This window comes from Rheinheimera sp. 4Y26, from assembly GCF_025245835.1.
Classification (GTDB): Bacteria; Pseudomonadota; Gammaproteobacteria; order Enterobacterales; family Alteromonadaceae; genus Pararheinheimera.
In genome coordinates this window covers 176867-195364 of the sequence record NZ_JAOBWS010000004.1, presented here as the reverse complement: position 1 = coordinate 195364, position 18498 = coordinate 176867, and the positions used below count along the sequence as shown (strand labels likewise).

Here is an 18498-nt window from a genome sequence, read left to right as displayed (position 1 = left end):
TGGTTACGTTAAATTCAAGCTACATTTACTTTTTGTTATGCTGGTCGGTGTTCTTGTCAAGGACACTACTGCCAAAAAAGGCGCTGAGTGTTTGTCTGTAAGCTTTACGGCCAAGATGCTTTAACAACAACCACAACGGCATTTTCAGGTAATGGCCGCGCAGCAATAACAAAAAATCAGCCAGGGTATCGCCGCTACTGGCAAAAGCCGGATGTTGCGGCACTAACTTGTGCATAAAAATAAAATCGAGCAGACGCATGCGCAACCGGCCTGGCTTATAAGGCTGCAGACTCGTTAGCACATGCTCAGGCACTGGCAACAACAGAATTATTTGGTTATAGCGCAGTGCAAGGAATAGCTCGCCGGCAAAACCAGTCTGGATTGCAAGCTCAAGCAACTCTTGCCAGAACTCAGAGCTTTGATATTGCTCAATAATTAAATACAAGTCGGTCAGATCGCGAAAACCATGTTTAATTTCTTCACTGAGCATTAAGTGAATAGCGCTGTGTAACAACATCGCCGCCGGGCTGAATACGGTATAACCAGCACTGTTTTGTTGGGTATGGCTGAAAAACAGCTGAATATCCGGCGCTCTGCCTGTCATAGGTGGCAATAAATTATGGTGCACATCCAGCAAAGTGCCGCGGCTGCCATGACGCAGTGGCGGAATTTCATGTGACCATTCACGGTAGTATTTCTGGTCATATTCATCGAGATCTTCGGCGAAAAAGCCATACAAACACAGTTCGCGTTCGATCTGGGGCAAACTTTGTTTGTCCACCAACAGGTCAATGTCACTGTAGGTGCGGCCACGGCCGACATCTGCGTTGTCCTGTAATGAATAGGCGGCGCCCTTTAAAAACAGCAGGTGTTGTGTGAGAGGTTGCAGCAAAGATTGCAGCAATTTGGCTTCGTATTGCACCTGATGGTATTGTTTTTGTGCAATCAGCTCAGCATTTTTCAGATGATTTTGTACAAAAGGGGGCAGTGTTGAGCCAAGCCCATATCGTTGCAGACGCCAGCCGACACGGGCCAGACATTGTTGGTCACGCAGGATGCGTACAATGTCCGCCCAATCCTCAAGTGGGATTGGGCCAGAGACTTTGCCCAAAAACAGCTGAATAATCAGATTATGGATGTGCATAAGGCAATACATCCTGCTCTAAAAAATCCGCCAGTTCTGCCACATCAGCGTAAGTAACTTCGTAATTCTGACAATTTTCTACCAGCTGTACTATGGTGTGAAATCCTTCGCTACCGGCAAGACTAAAATTAAAGGCATTTTCCGCCAGCGCCATAAAGGCCTGGGCCTGGTTTAAGGCTGTTACTTCAAGTGGCTGCACTTTTTGATATTTTGGGAAAACAATGGCAACCACTTGTGCAGGCTCAGTATTTTGCTGCCAACTTTGGGCCGGCGGAGATAAATGCACCACATCACCTTTATGGGTGTTTTTAGCCACTGTCGAGAACCGCGCTTGTGGAAACCAATTTCGGGCAAGATCAATCGATTGGTTTTTCAGGCAAATAGGGCGTACAAAAGGGATCACCTGATTGGTGCCAGGAATAAGCAGCGCCATTTCATCCGACAATAAACGCCAGCCGTTAAACGCCAGCCAGGCGGTGAGGGTACTTTTACCTGAACCTGGCGGCGCCGGGAACAACACCGCTTTGCCATCTTTGGCCAGCACGGCTGCATGCACTATCACAAAACGCATTTCCGAGGTGGCAATACACCAGTTCATGCCCCATTCCAGCAAGGCAAAACCATTATTGATGTCAATTGGCTTAAAGGGTTCCTGCTGATCGGCGAGAAATCGCGCTTGTGGCCGCAGGTATTTACGCAGCCCGCTGCCTGAACGCAAGGTCAGATAATAATCGGGGACCCCTGGGGTTGTGGAAAACAAATCACCATAAATTTGCTGCAAATTATTGGCAACTTTATTGATATCGGTGCGGATTTCAAAGCAAAAAGGCGCTAAATGCAGATATCTGACGTCAAATGTCATCGGCAGTACTCAGGGAATTCAACGCCGTTTCTGACAGAAACAGCTTCAGGCGCTGCATAACCAGTGGATTTTGTCTTAATTCGGAGTTGGCATCTGGCAGTTGCCGGGCAATAACAACAAGCGGCAAACTTAAAGCTAAAGTTTCGCCGCTGTATAAATGGAAAAAAACAGTGCCGGAATTATCGGCAAAATGATGAACAACGACTGCTGACCCCAACCACTCTGTCATTACAGACAACTAAGGATTAAGCGTGGTAATTGTCAATAATTGAACTCAGTTCGCTGCCAACACCATTTGGATCAAGCAAAGCTTTGTTGTAAAGATATTTGGCAAAGTCACTGGCGGTCGCAAATGGCTGACCAAAACCAATGATAGGGTAGTTAATACCAAACTTACCATGGTTAATTGCGTTCAGATAGATGCCGACCATATGGAAGTTACAGTTACCACAACCTTTAAATTTAGGATCGCCAACCAGAATATCACCAAAAGTCAGGCCGGTTTTAAGAGATGGAAAACCGCTCTTGGTGAAGGCGCGACCACCGAAAATATTATAAAAATTGTATTTATGCTGATGCAACTCGTGGTTTGACCAATAGCCTGGTGATAACAACTCAATAGGATCACCACCTGCAAAGTCGGAACCATGACCTGATGCAACAATAGACTGAGCAACACCGCCACCACTGGCCCAGACTGAGCGCGCCGGCAGACTTGCAATCACTAAACCTGCAGTTGCTTTAGTCAAAAACTGGCGACGCGACTTGCCAGATCCTGTGGCATGCGCAGAGACCGGAGAAACGGTTGATTCGATTGACTTGTTTTCGGGTTGCTCTTGCATAACTTCCTCCTGATACAACAGCACTGAATCAAGCATAATTCATGCCATTATATTATGCTGTTGTCGCATATAGGTTTTTTGCCAACTCCGGCAAAAAAAACATTATCTTTGTAAACTGAATTGACAGTTATCGTACGCCTGATCTGCGTCTGAGTCCAGTTGAACGCTGTTAGATTCCCTAACCAGCAGCAACAAAACGATACAGCGCCTGCAGCAGTTGCAGTTTTTTCTCGTTGCCCTGATGCTGCTCAACCGCATTTTCCAGCGCTATGGTAAATTCTTCCAGCGTTAACGGCGGATTATCCAGACCCAAAGTTAACTTGTCGTGACAATAACGCTGCCATTTTTGCAGTTCGTCATAGTTCAGACTGTGTGGATAATTCCTTGCCCGGAATCTGAACAATAACTGATTAAGCCTGTCGTCCTGAAACAACAGTGGGGTGACCGCCAGCTGCTCCGGGCTCAGCTGATGCAGGTATAGCATCAGTTGTTTGTCCTGATCGCTGCAAAAACCCTGATAGAGGGCGTAATCAGGGTTGGTTTCTGCTTTAAAGTCGCTTTCGAGCTGATAAATTTCCACAACTTTTTGTTGAAGTTGCCGGTGCTGGCGCAACCATTCCAGATGCGCAAGACAAGCAGCCCGGTCGATACCAAGTTCAGCCGCTCTTTGCTCAGATAAGGTTTTGGCGTTGGCAAGCACAGGGCATTTATTCAGATGTACCAGTTTTAACCCAAGGCGCTGCTCATCTGGTGCCAGATCTGCTGTTTTGCGATACAGCAGTTGATGCAACTCGGCTACAGGCAATTCCAACAGCGGTCTTGGGTCTGCCTGCAGATTAAAACAAATCACCGCATTTTTATTATTTGGATGATAAGCCAACGGCACTATCCAGCTGCAACACCCCTGCAAGGCCGGAAATTTGGACGAAACATGCACCAGCGGCATGATGGCCGCCACATCAATCAGCGCCTGTACCTGTGTTTTTTTGCGAAGTTCATACAAATACTGGAACAGTTTTGGCTGTTTTTCTTTTATAAGCCGCGCTATGGCAATAGTGGCGTAAACGTCACTTAACGCATCGTGTGCCTGCTCGTGCGCCAGACCATTGGCTTTGGTTAAATCCTCGAGCCGGAAACTCGGACTGCCGTTGTCATGCATTGGCCAGTTGATGCCGTCTGGTCGCAATGCGTAACAGGCGCGCACCACATCAATCAGATCCCAGCGGCTGTTTCCCTGTTGCCATTCACGGCCGTAGGGATCATAAAAGTTACGCCATAAACTGTAACGCGTGACTTCGTCATCAAACCGCAGGTTGTTATAACCCACCACACAGGTTTCGGCAGTGCTGAATTCAGTGAGAATGTGCTGCATAAAGCGGACTTCCGGCAGGCCTTTTTTCTGACAGAGCTGCGGGCTGATACCGGTAATGAGCGCGGCTACCGGATGGGGTAAATAGTCTGGTGCCAGCTGGCAATACCACATTTGTGGTTCTGCACAGGGGGTTAGCTCAAGATCGGTACGAATACCGGCAAACTGCGCCGGCCGGTCTTTTTTTGGATCCGCGCCCCAGGTTTCATAATCGTGAAAATAAAAAGTAGCTGGCAAAATACACCCCGGTAACAGGCAAAACTGGCGGCAGTATAAGGCAAAGTGCCGCAGTCGCAAATGCAATGCCTTGATTTTGTTGACCCGGTGCTGCTGTGGCATAATACGGGGCTTTTTAGCAAGACACTGTCGTCTGTGATTGAACAAGAGTGGGTATTATGTTGTTGCGGTTATGCTTTGTTGTATTTGGTTTGATGCTCTGTGCACCCTTAATGGCCGCCCCTGATGATTTTAGCGAAGCAAAAAAAATAGCCCAGCGCATTTATGCCGATGAAACTGAAACCTTTTATTGTGCTTGTCCGCTGCGCTGGCAAGGTGGCAAAGGTATACCGGATTTAAAAGCCTGTGGTTACGAGGTCAGAAAAAACGGCCCAAGGGCCAGCCGGATTGAATGGGAGCATGTGGTGCCTGCCCATCATTTTGGTAAAAGCCTGAGCTGCTGGCAGCAAGGCGGACGCGATCAGTGCCAACAGTCAGATCAGCAGTTCCGTCTGATGGAAGCGGATTTATTTAACTTAAAACCGGCTATTGGCGAAGTAAATGGCGACAGGGCCAATTTCGCTTTTGCGCTATTGCCTTCGCAAGCGTCACAGTACGGCGATTGTCCATTTAAAGTCGATTTTAAACGCCAGCTGGCAGAGCCACGTTCGGAAGTGCGCGGTGATATAGCGCGGATTTATTTTTATATGGCGGATAAATACAAGCTCAATCTGTCAAAAGCGCAGCAGCAGTTATTGATCAGCTGGCATCAAGAAGACCCTGTGGATGATAGAGAGCTACTTATCAACCGCCGGATTGCCCAGCACATGGGGCATCCGAATTATTTTGTGACCGGCGCCCGCAACTGGCTGCCGGGTTATCAGCCAACAGGCTATGGTTTGCCGCCTGAGTTCTCGACTCAGCACCAAGCAAACACGACAGGTTCAGCGCTAACACAGCAGGTTGCAGAGGATAGCTTGCAGGGCAATCTGGATATTCAGCGTCAGGTACTTGGGAATCAGAACAGCAAAATTTACCACTTGTCCACTTGCCCCGGTTTTAGCCAGGTCAGCGCCAAAAATCAGCGGTGGTTTAGTGACGAACAACAAGCGCTTGCTGCTGGATTTCGTAAAGCAAAAAATTGTGACTAGCAAAAGTCTGTTGGCAAAAACGTATGGATTAGTCTTTCATCGGACATAACACAAAAAAGTAAAAGGCGTTTTTATACGCCTTTTGCTTTTTCTGGCCAGAGTGCGGAGGATGCTCCCACTGCGAACGCCGGTCTTTAGCTCTGAATCGCGCTAAATAAATCATCTTTTAATTTCAGTCGCAGCTTTTTACGCTCTTCCAGATAATCATCTGAGCTCACTTCAGTGCCTTGCTCAATTCGAAATACTTCGTGATCAACATCGTGGTACTCAGCAAATAATCGCGCAAAATGATGGTCTGTGGTTTTTAACTGATGAATACGTTCACGATATTCCGGAAACTCCTGCACCAGACTATGTTTTTCTAATGTCATGTGTTTACCCCTTAATTCAGGCTGGCTGCCTGTTGATGTTGTACTGACATCATGCTAACAACCTGGTTAGGCACTGTTTTGATTTAACGCAAGCTTTTGCTGATTGACCGCAACAGCTTGTGCGTCGATTGCAATTGTGAACGGGTTCAGGGTATCACTGCGCTATTGATAACCAATTCCCGGGTGAAAATATGCGTTTTTGTACTTTGATGTTGTCGTTGACTGCTCTAGCTGTCAGTAGCTGTGTAATGGCGAAAGCTCCTTACGCCATTGTGATCCACGGCGGTGCCGGCACTATTAACAAAGCAGCGCTGACAGCTTCCCAGCAACAAGCTTATGAAGCTGCGCTCACCGAAGCGGTGAATGCCGGTTATCAGGTGCTGGAACAGGGTGGTAGCAGCCTTGATGCGGTCACAAAAGCGGTGTTGGTGATGGAAGACTCGCCACTGTTTAATGCAGGCAAAGGGGCAGTGTATACCTATGAAGGTGGCCATGACCTGGATGCATCTATTATGCGTGGCGACAATCTTGCGGCAGGGGCTGTGGCCGGTGTCACCACAGTGAAAAATCCGGTGTTATTGGCACGGGCTGTGATGGAAAAGTCGGATCATGTGATGTTATCCGGCAAAGGCGCTGAAGAGTTTGCCAAACTGCAGGGCTTAACCCTGGTGGATAACCGTCATTTTGATACCCAATTCAGATATGAAGCACTGCTCAAAGCCAAAGCAGCAATGGAAAAAGCGCAGCCCAAAACCCCGCATCAGGCCTCAATTCGTCTGTTGCCGGGCTGGAACCCAGCCTGGAATATGGGCACAGTGGGCGCTGTGGCGCTTGATAAAAGCGGTAACCTGGCCGCTGCAACTTCAACAGGCGGTATGACCGCCAAAAGATATGGCCGTATTGGGGATGCGCCTATTATTGGCGCCGGTAATTTTGCCGATAACCAAAGCTGTGCCGTCTCTGCCACCGGCCATGGTGAGTTTTTTATCCGTTACCGTGTTGCTGCAGATATTTGTGCCAGGGTGAAATATAGCGGAGTCAGTGCAGCAGAGGCAGCTCATCAGGTGATCCATCAGGAGCTGGTTAAAGCCGGTGGCACGGGTGGTGTCATAGTGATGGATAACAAAGGTAATATCAGTTGGCCATTTAATACTGAAGGTATGTACCGGGCAAAACGAACTGCAGGTCAGCCGGCAGAAGTAGCTATTTTTCAGGACCTTGCGAAAAAGTCACAATAGCAAGGCTGAACTTTCGATTATGCACTACGCTTTTTAACAGCAGCACAATCATTGCTGCTGTTAAAAAGCCAGTGGTGTTGTAATTGAGGGGGAAGCATGAACTTATTAAAAGTGGCAGACCAGATGAATCACCATCCCGTCACTTTCGCTGCCGACATGACGCTAGAAACTGCAGTAGACCGGCTGGCCGCATCCGGCCAGTTAGGTGGCCCTGTAATTGACAAAAATCATAAAGTGGTTGGTTTTTTATCTGAGCAGGATTGTCTGGCGCGGATGTTGTTGTCGTCTTATCACGATCAGGTCAGCGCCCATGTCAGCGACGTGATGCGTACTGAAGTGCTGACGGTTAAACCTTATACCGGCATTATTGATTTAGCGCAGCAGATGCTGGGGGCTAAACCAAAAATTTATCCTGTGGTGGATGATAATGGTGTATTGCTTGGCGTCATTAGCCGCACCGACGTACTAAGGGCCATCGATCAAGAATTACATTCGCATTATCGTGCCGTTAGTTAAGCTCTGTTGTTTGCTTTTTCGGCACTTCGGCTTTGGCTGAACGCTTATCTTGCAGCCTGGGGCTGAGTTTGCTGGATTTGCCTTGATAAAACTTGTTAGCATAACGCCCTCTTTGTCGTGAGGGCGTTGTTTTGACTGCTGCTGTAACTGTATCTGCTTTATTTTCCCAATTAGCCGCTTGTATGCCAAAAGACCGTTTTGGTCTGAAAAAGCGTTTGCATGGCGCTGAAAAACTCGCCGCCGATGCGTTGCCAAAAGTGCTGGAAAAAATTGCCGCAGACATAGACCGCTCTGCTGCGCTTAAATTAAGACGCCTTGCCACTGTGCCTAATATCAGTTATCCGGCCGAGCTGCCGGTGGTTGGTAAGAGGGACGATATTAAAGCTGCGATAGCAGCCCATCAGGTGGTGATTATCGCCGGCGAAACAGGCTCGGGCAAAACCACGCAGCTGCCGAAAATTTGCCTGGAGCTTGGCCGTGGTGTGGAAGGCTTTATTGGTCATACCCAGCCAAGACGCTTAGCGGCGCGCAGTGTGGCACAACGCCTTGCCGACGAGCTTAACTGCCAGCTAGGTGATCAGGTTGGTTATAAAGTGCGGTTTGGCGATCACAGCTCGCCACTTTCACATATCAAGCTGATGACAGACGGTATTTTGCTGGCAGAAATTCAGCAGGACAGATTTTTAAATCAATACGACACCATCATCATCGACGAAGCGCACGAACGTAGCCTGAATATCGACTTTCTGCTGGGGTATTTAAAGCAGCTGTTGCCGCGCCGCCCCGATTTAAAACTGATCATTACCTCGGCCACTATTGACCCACAGCGTTTCTCCAAACACTTTAACAACGCCCCTGTGATTGAAGTATCGGGCCGGACTTATCCGGTGGAAGTCAGATACAGAGCGCCGGTGGATAACGATGACAAAGATGCCGATCAGCTGCAGGCCATTTTTGATGCCGTAGAAGAGCTGTACCGCGAACCGCCAGGCGATATTCTGATTTTTTTAAACGGTGAACGTGAAATCCGCGACACTGCCGACGCGCTGGAAAAGCTGAAACTACCGCACACCGAAGTGTTGCCGTTGTACGCCAGGTTAAGCGCCACTGAGCAAAACCGTATTTTCCAAAGTCACGCCGGCCGGCGTATTGTGCTGGCCACCAACGTGGCTGAAACCTCGCTGACAGTGCCTGGCATTCGTTATGTGATAGACCCGGGCACAGCACGGTTATCGCGCTACAGCTACCGCTCCAAAGTGCAGCAGTTGCCTATTGAAGCTATCAGTCAGGCCAGCGCCAATCAGCGTAAAGGCCGTTGTGGCCGGGTGGCGGCCGGTATTTGTATCCGCCTTTACAGTGAAGAAGACTTTTTAGGCCGGCCTGAGTTTACCGATCCGGAAATTCTGCGCACCAACCTGGCGTCCGTTATTTTGCAAATGCTGGCGCTTGGGCTTGGTGATATTCAGCAGTTTCCGTTTTTACAAAAGCCGGACAGTCGTTTTATTAACGACGGTATTCGTTTACTCGAAGAGCTGGGAGCTCTTAAAACTGCACAGCAGGGTAAACTGACATTATCGCCGCTTGGTCAGCAGCTCAGCCGCCTGCCGGTCGACCCTAAACTGGCAAGGATGGTGTTGGCAGCAGCCGGTAACGGCGCATTGCGCGAAGTACTGGTGATCACGGCTGCCTTGTCAATTCAGGACCCACGCGAAAGGCCTTTGGATAAACAGCAAAAAGCCGATGAATTACACGGCCGTTTTACCGAGCCGGATTCTGATTTTGCCTCAATGCTGAAACTCTGGGATTACCTGCAGGCGCAGCAAGATACGCTGAGTAATAATCAGTTCCGCCGTATGTGCAAAATGGAGCTGCTAAATTATCTGCGGGTGCGGGAATGGCAGGATTTATTTGGCCAGTTGTCGCAGGTGTGTCAGGAGCTGCAGTTTAAACTCAATAGCCAAAATGCCGATTATCACAGCATTCACAGCGCCATTCTGACCGGTTTACTCGGACAAATTGGCCAGCGTGACACTGAAGCCGATTATCTGGGGCCAAGGCAAAGCCGGTTTTACGTATTCCCGGGCAGTGCTTTATTTAAGAAAAAGCCAAAATGGGTGATGAGCGCTGAGCTGGTGGAAACCAGCCGTTTATATGCCAGAACTCTGGCCAAAATTGAGCCTGAATGGATAGAACCGCTGGCGCAGCATCTGGTGAACCGCAGTTATGCCGAGCCGCACTGGGAGAAAAAGCGTGGTGCTGTGATTGCCTACGAACAGGTCACTTTGTATGGTCTGGTGATCGTTGCCAAAAGGCCGGTGCTGTACAGCAAAATTGATGAAGCTTTGTGTCATCAGCTGTTTATCCGTGAAGCGCTGGTGAATCAGGAGCTTGGCCTTAATGAAGCCTTTTTAGCTTACAACGCCCGCTTAATTGACGAAGTCACTGAGCTTGAAGATAAATCGCGCCGGCGTGACATTCTGGTCGACGAAGAAACCCTGGCCGGTTTTTATGCCGACAAAGTGCCGCTTTGGGCCAATAACAGAGTGGATTTTCAAAAGTGGTGGCGCACCCAAAAACAAAAAGATCCGAAGTATCTGAATTTTGACCCGGAGCAGTTGCGTAAACACAGCGCTGACAGCATTACCGCCGACAGTTATCCGGAGTTCTGGCGCCAGGACAATTTAACCCTGCCGCTGGAGTATCATTTTTCTCCTGGCGCGCCCGATGATGGTGTCAGCCTGATAGTGCCGCTGACTTTACTCAATCAACTGAAAGACGAAGGGTTTGATTGGTTGATCCCAGGGCTTCGCCATGAACTTTTGGTCGCATTGATTAAATCTTTACCCAAAAGCCTGCGCCGTAATTTTGTGCCGGCTCCAAACTACGCCGACGCTTTGCTGCAAAGTATCAAGCCGGAAGATGGCCCTTTGCTGACAGTGGTGGCACAGCGGTTAAAACGAATGAGCGGAGTCACCATTCCTGATGAAAGTTGGGAGCTGAACTTATTAGACGCACATTTAAAATTTAACTTTAAAGTGGTGGATGATAAAGGCAACACGCTCAAACAAGGCCGGTCGCTGGCTTTGTTAAAACAACAGCTGCAGGGCAAAGTTCAACAAACTTTAAGTGCGGTGGCAGAGCAGGGTATAGAGCAGGACAGGCTGACCGAATGGAGTTTTGGCGAGCTGCCACGCGAATATATCAAGGTACAAAGCGGTTATCAGATCAAAGCCTTTCCGGCATTGGTCGATGAAAAAGACAGTGTGGCTATCAAACTTCTGGATAACCCCGAGCAAGCACAGGCTTTGTCAAAACTCGGGCTTCGCCGTTTATTGCTGCTGAATATCCCGTCACCGGTGAAATACCTGCAGGACTCACTGCCGAATAAAGCCAAACTGGGGCTGTATTTTAATCCTTTTGGTAAGGTACTGGAGCTGATTGATGACTGTATCGCCGCCGGTGTGGATTTATTAATCGCCAATAACCCCTGGCCGGAAAATAACGAACAGTTTTTACAGCTGCGCGACAAAGTGCGCGCCGAGATTGGCGATACTGTTCTGCAAATTGCACTCAAAGTAGAGCAAATTCTTACCATAGGTCATGAGATTTCAAAAAAATTACGTGGCCGGCTGGATTTAGCCCTGGCTTATGCCAATGCCGATATAAAACAGCAGCTTGATACGCTGTTATTTAAAGGTTTTGTGTCAGCCCATGGCGCGGCAAAGCTGGATGATGTGCGTCGTTATTTGCAGGCGCTGCAAAAACGACTGGAAAAGTTACCGGTTGACCCGCAGCGCGACAGGTTAATGATGCACGAGTATCAAAAAGCAGAAGACGCCTATAAAAATCTGCTGGGTAAATTTGCCGGTAAGCCAGTGCCAGTCGAAGTAGAGGCCATTCGCTGGATGCTGGAAGAGCTGAAAGTGTCGTTATTTGCCCAGCAACTGGGCACGCCTTATCCGATTTCCGGCAAAAGGGTATTGCTGGCGGTGCAGGAGCTGAAATAAACCGCACAGGGAATTTGCATCGCCCTGGTGGCGGAATATTGCCTTTACAGCATCTGCTATTGGCATTATAACAATGCAGAGCCCACGCAAAGCCCGAGGATTGTATGCTGAGCAGAAACGACAAACGCAATTATTTTAGGATGATGATTAATTGTGATGTACAGATCCTGATCAACGATCCGGAGTCAGGCAGGGAACTTGACGGCATCTGCCGTGATTTAAGCGCCACCGGCATGTCGGTTGAAGTCGACGAGCCACTGGAAATGGGCATGATGTTGCATGTACGGCTGGATTCGAATAACCCCAGTGTGGCGCCGCTCGACGCTCATGCCAAAGTGGTGCGTTGCGCTCAGGAAGGTGAAGATTTATACCTGTTGGGTTTACTGTTTATTGAACTGAATTAGCGATTCGGCTGGCTGATTGTGGGGGTGCATCCCACATTTGTACGGCCAATTTGTGATAAAACCGCTGACCTGATGCTGTTAAAAAATCAGCAGTTGTGCGTTAAGAACGTGTTTTATGGATGACAGCCAGCCCGAAAGCCTTTACCCTTGCCGCAATTTTAATCGAGTTAACCAGAACCTTTATGTCAGAGTCCAAAGCCATCAATTATTTCAGCTGGCGTCATCTCGCCATTCTTATGATTCCCTCAGCGCTTGGACTTTTTTTATTTATGACCCCTATTCCGGCGGAAAAAGGCCTGACCATTCCGGTCGCTGTAATGGCCAACTGGTTAAAAACCACATTGGGCAGTGCTATGCCCTGGGTTTTGGCTTTTATTGTCACAACGTCTGCTTTATGTACTGTTTGGACCCGGCTAAAACCAGCCGCTTTTATGCAACATGCACTGTGGCAAAAATTATTTAAACCCGCCCCTGTCTGGCTTTGGGTGCGTTTAATGGGGGCTGTGTTTATAGTACTGGCGCTTTTTGCCACAGGGCCAGCTGCTATTCATAGCAGTGCTACCGGCGGTTTGGTGTTTCATGACTTATTGCCGGTGCTTTTATGTGTGTTTGTGTTTGCCGGATTGTTTTTACCCTTACTGCTGAATTTTGGTCTGCTGGAAATGATAGGCACTCTGATGACCAAAATTATGCGTCCGGTATTCCGCTTGCCGGGGCGTTCGGCGGTGGACTGTATTGCCTCCTGGCTGGGTGATGGCAGTGTGGGTATTCTACTGACCAGTAAACAATATGAAGCCGGTTTTTATACCGCACGCGAAGCTGCTGTGATTGGTACGACCTTTTCCGCCGTTTCAGTAACCTTTTGTTTAGTGGTACTGGGGCAGGTAAAACTTGAGCATATGTTTGTGCAGTTTTACGGCACTATTTGTCTGGCCGGTGTGGTCGCAGCCATAGTGCTGCCTTATCTGCCGCCGCTTCGCCACAAACCCGATACTTTTATCGACGGTTATGATCATATGAAAGCCGAAGGTGGCCATTTTAGCCGCACTTCGGTCTGGAGCCGTGCCTTTTCCCATGGTTTACACCGCGCAAGTATGGCGCCTGGTGTCAAAGCCACTGCCAAAGAAGGGGTGGAAACGGTTTTAGATATGTTGTTTGGGGTATTGCCGGTGATTATGGCGGTGGGTACTTGCGCTTTAATTGTGGCTGAATACACCCCTATCTTTAGCTGGCTGGGCGCACCTTTTGTGCCCTTATTTGAATTGTTACAAATCCCTTTTGCCGTGGACGCATCAAAGGCTGTGATGGTGGGTTTTGCCGATATGTTTGTGCCTTCGATTCTGATTGCCGAAGTCCCCAGTGAAATGACCCGTTTTGTGATCGCAGCTTTGTCGGTGACTCAGCTGATTTATATGTCAGAAGTGGGCGCGTTATTACTGGGCAGTAAAATACCGGTCACCTTATTGGATTTATTACTGATTTTCCTGCTGCGCACTTTGGTAACCTTGCCGGTGATTGCCGGTATGGCGCATCTATTATTTTGACCTTGTTATATAAGCGCAGCAAAAAAAGACAAGCAAAGCTTGTCTTTTTTTGCACTTCAGCGCCGGAACGCTGTGTTATTTGCGGCTAAATTCAACGTTAAAGGTCACAGGCACCAGCAGGCTGATATCGTTTAACTTGGCAATGTCCTGCAACTTACGTACACCGGCATCCAGCTGAAAAGCTGCACTATTCACCAGAACAGGTGCTGTGGTGCTGGCCTGAATTTTGTTGTTACTGAGTTTAGTCAGCGTCAGTTGCACTGGTAAAGTCTGGGTTTTATCCAGCAGCGTTAAGCTCAGTTCTGTCTGATGTTGCATGCTGGCACCAACAGTTAAATCTGACAGTAATTTCGGTTCAATTTGCGCGCTGGCGCTGATGTTTGGGAAACTTTTGGCGTTCAGTACATGTTCCAGCATCCGCTCGTTACGGATAGGGATCAGCGTATCCAAAGTTGCTACCGGAATTTGCACCATAACCTTGCCATCATCTGCCCAGCTGCCAGACAGCTGACTGAATTTATGCACTTCAGCCACAGTGCCATTTTTAACAGAGACAAAACGAAGCTGAGATTGAGCTGGCTCCAGCTGCCAGGCGGCCTGGCTTGCAAAAGTGGTGGAAAGGGCAATAGCGGCGATAAGTAAGCGCATAACAACTCCTGTCAGATGATAAATTGCCTGTGTCGGCAAGAATGAAACAATTGCTGGCTGATGGTAACCAAGTCAGTCGCCAACAACCAGTAAAATTGCCGTTTTGTACAATTTGTTGCGATGGATAGATCAAAGGTAGGTAAGGAAGTGCTGGCGCTGTGATGAAGAGTGGCTGGTCCCACCGCTGAGATAAAAAAGCCGGAGTGGCAGGTTGCGCGCTCCAGCTTCACTGACAGCAGAACAAGCTGCTTACTGGATAATACAAACCAGACCTTTTAAATAATGACCCTCAGGGTAAAAGCTGGCGATAGAGTGATCTGTGGCCTGACTTAAGCGTTCAATAAATAAACAACCACGGTTGGCATCAAGAGCAGCGTCCGCGACCACTTTCTGGAATAAACTTTCTTCCATCAAACCTGAGCAGGAAAAGGTTAATAACAAACCACCTGGCCTCACAATTTGCATCGCCACCCGGTTAATGTCTTTATAACCACGGCAGGCGCCTACCAGCTGGCTTTTGTTTTCGGCAAATTTAGGTGGGTCTAAAATCACCATATCAAACTGTTTACCTTCATCTTTGTACTGGCGAAGCAATTTAAATACATCGGCTTTGGTCATAGTCGCTTTGGATAAATCCAGCTGGTTCAGCTCCATATTACGACGGGCAGTTTCCAGCGCCAGCTCAGATAAATCGGCATTAGTCACATGAGCGGCGCCACCTGTTAAAGCTGCCAGACCAAAGGTTCCGGTGTAGCTAAAACAGTTCAGCACAGTTTTACCTTTGGCATAACGGCCGGCAGCGGCACGGCTGTCACGTTGATCAAGATAAAAACCGGTTTTATGGCCATTGACCACATCCACCAGAATATTCAGACCATTTTCTTTAATCACGACTTCGCCGCTGTCGCGTGGTAAATGTAACCAGCCGGTGCGCGGCTCCAAACCTTCTTTTTTGCGCACGTCCACGTCGGAACGTTCGTAAATGCTATAACCATCAAACAGTTGTTTTAACGCAGCGACTATATGTTTGCGCTGACGTTCAGCGCCGGCACTGAGCAGCTGGCAGACCAGAACATCGGCGTATAAATCGATGGTCACTCCTGGTAATGAATCTGACTCAGCCGCGACCACCCGGATGCCGTTGGTTTGGCTTAAATCAAACAGTTGCTGACGCACCGCCCAGGCCTGAGCGATACGGCGCAGGAAAAAATCCGCATCTATTTGCTCGTTTTGGTCAAAGGTCCAGACACGGGCACGGATTTGTGAATTAGGCGAATAAGCACCGCGGGCCAGAAACTTACCATCTGCAGTCAGAATATCCACAGTATCGCCGGCATTAGGCGTGCCATGCACCTGTTTGACGGCTTGTGAAAACACCCAGGGATGGCGGCGTTTTAACGATTTGTCACGATCGTTTTGTAAAATGATACTGGCGGTCATAATGGTGCTTCCGGCTGAAAAGAAAAGACGCGCATTTTAAGCACGAAAAGCACAAAGCTAAAGTAAAACTTATGAGGTAGCGCTGATGTCGCTTGGTGTTTGCTCACTCTGGCCTTATGTTAGGCCATATATCAGCACAAACAGCGATCAGTTTTAATTAATAACAGTCTGAAGCTGTTGCAAAAAACCAGTGTGAACCAGGGAGTTCTGATGTCCGTTTTAAGTTCTGAACCAAAGATTGAGAAAAGTGCAGTCAGCGCCTTAATGCGCGCCATTGATGTAGAAAATCAGGGCTCTGACAGCAGGCTGGTTTTTAAAGAACTGCCGGTGCCTGTGCCGGGTGCCAGTCAGGTGCTGGTGAAAGTTGTGGCTGCAGGGGTAAACCGCGCCGATTTAGCCCAGCGCGCCGGTATTTATCCGCCGCCAGCGGGTGAAAGTCCGATTTTGGGGCTGGAAGTGGCCGGCACTGTAGTGGCTGTTGGCGATAGCACCCTGGCGCACTGGCTGGGGCAGGAGGTGTTTGGTTTGGTGCCGGGCGGCGGTTATGCTGAATATGCGCTGCTTCACAGTGGTCATTTACTAAAACGTCCGGAAACTTTGAGCACAGTAGAAGCGGCTGCAACAGCCGAAGTTTTTTTAACTGCTTATCAGGCGATGTTTGAGCTCGGTGGTTTAACAGAGCACGGACGTTCACAAGCGCAGAGTTGTGTACTTATTCATGCCGGTGCCAGTGGTGTTGGCACAGCTGCAATTCAGCTGGCAAAACTGCAAAATGCCGTTGTTGCTGTGACGGTTGGTTCAGACGACAAGGCTGATGCTTGTTATAAACTTGGCGCAGACTTTTGTATCAATTATAAAAAAGCAGATTTTGTTACTGAGCTTAAAGCAGCTGTGCCTCAGGGGTTTGATGTGATCATTGACCCGGTAGCAGGTGACTACATTCCTAAAAATGTGCAGCTGTTAGCGCAGGACGGCCGTATTGTAGTGCTGGCGATGATGGGCGGGCGGCAGGTGCCGGCTTTTGATCTGGCGCCGATGTTTAAAAAGCGTGGCCAGCTTTTGTGTTCAACCCTCAGAAACCGCAGTGACGATTATAAAACCGCGCTTTGCCGTGCCTTTCACCAGCAGTTTGGCGAAGCTTTGGCTTCCGGGACCATCAAACCCGTATTAGCTCAGGTATTGGACTGGCAACAGGCAGAGCAGTCGCATCAGTTACTCGCCAGCAATGCGGTGGTTGGTAAACTGGTATTAAGTCTCAGCCCGCAGCAGGGCTGAGGTTTATTGTGCGCTGCCTGGTTCAGGATATTTTGCTGTCGACAGATGTTGTTGTTTGTCCACTCTGGGACGGGACCTGTTCATCTGCTTCGGCAACAGGCTCAGTTTCAAATACCAGCTCCTGCTGCACGCCCTGACCAGGTTCAACAACCACCAGCTCAGGGTCAGCCATCAGTTGTTGCTGAGCTGTGGCCTGATCAACCCTTGGATCTAAAGCAGCCGCCAGCGGCGACGACACTAAGTCGCCCGATGCCATCACATAATCTTTTGGTTGGGATTTTTCCTGTTGTTTTTGCTGATAATTCACCTGGGTTAAGCGAAGGAACAACAAAGCAGCGACCAACGCCATAAAGGCATATAACATGCGGCTGCCGCCAAACTGCATAAAAGCAGACGCAATCAGCGGGCCCGTGCTGGCGCCAAGGCCAAAGGTCAGCAAAATAGTTGCCGACAGCGCCACCCGTTCATCCTGCTCAATATTCTGATTTGCAAGTGCAGTCGCCAGCGGATATAGCGTAAAAGCCAACACCCCAAAACAGAAGGTAAAAGCAAGCTGCAGGTATCCTGACAGCGGCAGTGCGGCCATCGCCAGTACCAATATACCCAGCAGCACTGTGTTGGTGCGGATTAGACGCGAGCGGCGTATTCTGTCCGATAATTTACCCATCGGCCACTGCGCCAGTAGGCCTGCAACCACTGTGGTTGCCATATAAGCTGCGACTTGCTCCGTATTCATGCCTTGTGCTGCGGCAAAAGCCGGTGCGAGGCCATAAAAAGAACCAACAATCATGCCGGCCAGCGCAATAGTGGTTAAGGACTGTGGCACTTTCAGCCAGAACGTCTTAATTTTTAATGGTGCAGGGCGCATTGGCTGCGGGTGAATACGGCGGGTCAGTGCCAAAGGTACAATACAAAGTGCAAAACAAATAGCGACCAGTAACAAGGGTTTAATGGTCAGTTCCGGGTTTAAACTCATTGCGCCCTGACCCAGTACCAGGCCGAGATACGACACAATCATGTAACTTGCAAACACAGTACCGCGGTTTTTGCTATCGGCCTGCTCGTTCAGCCAACTTTCCAGCACCATGTACTGGCACATCATACAAATACCGACCATCAGCCGAAGCAGCAGCCAGACGTTTAAATCATCAATTAATGCGTGACCCAGCGCCGAGGCCGTCACTATGCCTGCGGTGGCGACAAAAGCGCGGATATGACCCACTCTGGCAATCAGGCGATGACCAATTTTCGAGCCAGCTACCAGACCAAGGTAATAAGCCGACATCATGGCACCTATCCAGATTTTGGACACATCAATAGCCGCCAGGCGTAAACCCAGATAAGTGGTTAACAAACCTGCCGCCAGTACCATCAGTAAAGTGGCGAGGTATAACGAAGAAAATGAGCGGATAGTGGCAGACATCTGCTGTCCTTAAGCCTGTCGGAATTTGCTTATTCTAACAAAAACAAA

The 18498-nt window shown here is 48.9% G+C and carries 16 protein-coding genes; 7 read left to right on the top strand and 9 right to left on the bottom strand.

The annotated features are described in order from the left end of the window. Positions 1 to 25: 25 nt before the first annotated feature. The 5 genes from N3Z11_RS07615 to sbcB all read right to left on the bottom strand — a co-directional run bounded on the left by N3Z11_RS07615 (position 26) and on the right by sbcB (position 4454). On the bottom strand, positions 26 to 1144 hold the full coding sequence (locus N3Z11_RS07615) for a nucleotidyltransferase family protein (protein ID WP_260656564.1): 1119 nt from the start codon (positions 1142 to 1144) through the stop codon (positions 26 to 28). Beyond that, positions 1131 to 2006, bottom strand: a complete 876-nt coding sequence (locus N3Z11_RS07610) for an HprK-related kinase A (protein ID WP_260656563.1) — start codon at positions 2004 to 2006, stop codon at positions 1131 to 1133. Before N3Z11_RS07610 ends, N3Z11_RS07615 begins: the two co-directional genes overlap by 14 nt. Then, the gene (locus tag N3Z11_RS07605; protein WP_260656562.1) at positions 1996 to 2235 is read right to left on the bottom strand and encodes a hypothetical protein; all 240 of its coding nucleotides are present in this window, start codon (positions 2233 to 2235) and stop codon (positions 1996 to 1998) included. The genes N3Z11_RS07610 and N3Z11_RS07605 overlap by 11 nt, the downstream gene beginning before the upstream one ends. A gap of 16 nt (positions 2236 to 2251) precedes the next feature. Then, a complete protein-coding gene (locus tag N3Z11_RS07600) occupies positions 2252 to 2872 on the bottom strand; it encodes a hypothetical protein (RefSeq protein ID WP_260656561.1) in 621 nt (206 codons plus the stop codon). Positions 2873 to 3026: 154 nt separating this feature from the next. Next, positions 3027 to 4454, bottom strand: coding sequence for an exodeoxyribonuclease I (gene sbcB / locus N3Z11_RS07595; RefSeq protein ID WP_260656560.1), 1428 nt, complete (start codon positions 4452 to 4454; stop codon positions 3027 to 3029). A gap of 158 nt (positions 4455 to 4612) precedes the next feature. Here sbcB and N3Z11_RS07590 point away from each other — a divergent pair, with 158 nt between their 5' ends. Then, a complete protein-coding gene (locus N3Z11_RS07590; RefSeq protein ID WP_260656559.1) occupies positions 4613 to 5584 on the top strand; it encodes an endonuclease in 972 nt (323 codons plus the stop codon). 134 nt (positions 5585 to 5718) lie between these two features. On the opposite strand, the gene N3Z11_RS07585 is transcribed toward N3Z11_RS07590, so the two are convergent. Then, complete coding sequence (locus tag N3Z11_RS07585) at positions 5719 to 5955, bottom strand: YdcH family protein (RefSeq protein WP_260656558.1); 237 nt, start codon at positions 5953 to 5955, stop codon at positions 5719 to 5721. Positions 5956 to 6203: 248 nt separating this feature from the next. Between N3Z11_RS07585 and N3Z11_RS07580 the strand changes: the two genes are divergently transcribed. The 5 genes from N3Z11_RS07580 to N3Z11_RS07560 all read left to right on the top strand — a co-directional run bounded on the left by N3Z11_RS07580 (position 6204) and on the right by N3Z11_RS07560 (position 13664). Continuing rightward, positions 6204 to 7193 (top strand): isoaspartyl peptidase/L-asparaginase family protein, encoded by a 990-nt coding sequence (locus tag N3Z11_RS07580; RefSeq protein ID WP_260656557.1) that lies wholly within the window; start codon positions 6204 to 6206, stop codon positions 7191 to 7193. A 96-nt stretch (positions 7194 to 7289) separates the two neighbouring features. Next, entirely contained in the window at positions 7290 to 7709 is a 420-nt protein-coding gene (locus tag N3Z11_RS07575) for a CBS domain-containing protein (RefSeq protein ID WP_260656556.1), read from the top strand. 131 nt (positions 7710 to 7840) lie between these two features. Next, entirely contained in the window at positions 7841 to 11716 is a 3876-nt protein-coding gene (gene hrpA / locus N3Z11_RS07570) for an ATP-dependent RNA helicase HrpA (protein WP_260656555.1), read from the top strand. A 104-nt stretch (positions 11717 to 11820) separates the two neighbouring features. After that, on the top strand, positions 11821 to 12120 hold the full coding sequence (locus N3Z11_RS07565) for a PilZ domain-containing protein (RefSeq protein ID WP_260656554.1): 300 nt from the start codon (positions 11821 to 11823) through the stop codon (positions 12118 to 12120). Between the two features lie 182 nt (positions 12121 to 12302). Further along, on the top strand, positions 12303 to 13664 hold the full coding sequence (locus N3Z11_RS07560) for a YjiH family protein (RefSeq protein ID WP_260656553.1): 1362 nt from the start codon (positions 12303 to 12305) through the stop codon (positions 13662 to 13664). 75 nt (positions 13665 to 13739) lie between these two features. Here the strand turns inward: N3Z11_RS07560 and N3Z11_RS07555 are convergent, their stop codons facing one another. Continuing rightward, complete coding sequence (locus N3Z11_RS07555) at positions 13740 to 14312, bottom strand: YceI family protein (protein WP_260656552.1); 573 nt, start codon at positions 14310 to 14312, stop codon at positions 13740 to 13742. A 249-nt stretch (positions 14313 to 14561) separates the two neighbouring features. Continuing rightward, positions 14562 to 15752, bottom strand: a complete 1191-nt coding sequence (locus N3Z11_RS07550) for a class I SAM-dependent rRNA methyltransferase (RefSeq protein ID WP_260656551.1) — start codon at positions 15750 to 15752, stop codon at positions 14562 to 14564. Positions 15753 to 15962: 210 nt separating this feature from the next. On the opposite strand from N3Z11_RS07550, the gene N3Z11_RS07545 reads away from it, so the two are divergent. Then, positions 15963 to 17027: an NAD(P)H-quinone oxidoreductase gene (locus N3Z11_RS07545; RefSeq protein ID WP_260656550.1), complete on the top strand. Its 1065-nt coding sequence runs from the start codon at positions 15963 to 15965 to the stop codon at positions 17025 to 17027. A 22-nt stretch (positions 17028 to 17049) separates the two neighbouring features. On the opposite strand, the gene N3Z11_RS07540 is transcribed toward N3Z11_RS07545, so the two are convergent. Beyond that, on the bottom strand, positions 17050 to 18450 hold the full coding sequence (locus N3Z11_RS07540; protein ID WP_260656549.1) for an MFS transporter: 1401 nt from the start codon (positions 18448 to 18450) through the stop codon (positions 17050 to 17052). Positions 18451 to 18498: the final 48 nt, after the last annotated feature.

Bases quoted from the DNA above. Each gene is read 5' to 3' on its own strand.
- N3Z11_RS07550 (WP_260656551.1), bottom strand. From the start codon at position 15,752: ATGACCGCCAGTATCATTTTACAAAACGATCGTGACAAATCGTTAAAA.
- N3Z11_RS07580 (WP_260656557.1), top strand. From the start codon at position 6,204: ATGGCGAAAGCTCCTTACGCCATTGTGATCCACGGCGGTGCCGGCACT.
- N3Z11_RS07540 (WP_260656549.1), bottom strand. From the start codon at position 18,450: ATGTCTGCCACTATCCGCTCATTTTCTTCGTTATACCTCGCCACTTTA.
- N3Z11_RS07575 (WP_260656556.1), top strand. From the start codon at position 7,290: ATGAACTTATTAAAAGTGGCAGACCAGATGAATCACCATCCCGTCACT.
- N3Z11_RS07565 (WP_260656554.1), top strand. From the start codon at position 11,821: ATGCTGAGCAGAAACGACAAACGCAATTATTTTAGGATGATGATTAAT.
- N3Z11_RS07590 (WP_260656559.1), top strand. From the start codon at position 4,613: ATGTTGTTGCGGTTATGCTTTGTTGTATTTGGTTTGATGCTCTGTGCA.
- N3Z11_RS07610 (WP_260656563.1), bottom strand. From the start codon at position 2,006: ATGACATTTGACGTCAGATATCTGCATTTAGCGCCTTTTTGCTTTGAA.
- N3Z11_RS07615 (WP_260656564.1), bottom strand. From the start codon at position 1,144: ATGCACATCCATAATCTGATTATTCAGCTGTTTTTGGGCAAAGTCTCT.
- N3Z11_RS07555 (WP_260656552.1), bottom strand. From the start codon at position 14,312: ATGCGCTTACTTATCGCCGCTATTGCCCTTTCCACCACTTTTGCAAGC.
- N3Z11_RS07560 (WP_260656553.1), top strand. From the start codon at position 12,303: ATGTCAGAGTCCAAAGCCATCAATTATTTCAGCTGGCGTCATCTCGCC.
- N3Z11_RS07545 (WP_260656550.1), top strand. From the start codon at position 15,963: ATGTCCGTTTTAAGTTCTGAACCAAAGATTGAGAAAAGTGCAGTCAGC.
- N3Z11_RS07585 (WP_260656558.1), bottom strand. From the start codon at position 5,955: ATGACATTAGAAAAACATAGTCTGGTGCAGGAGTTTCCGGAATATCGT.
- N3Z11_RS07605 (WP_260656562.1), bottom strand. From the start codon at position 2,235: ATGACAGAGTGGTTGGGGTCAGCAGTCGTTGTTCATCATTTTGCCGAT.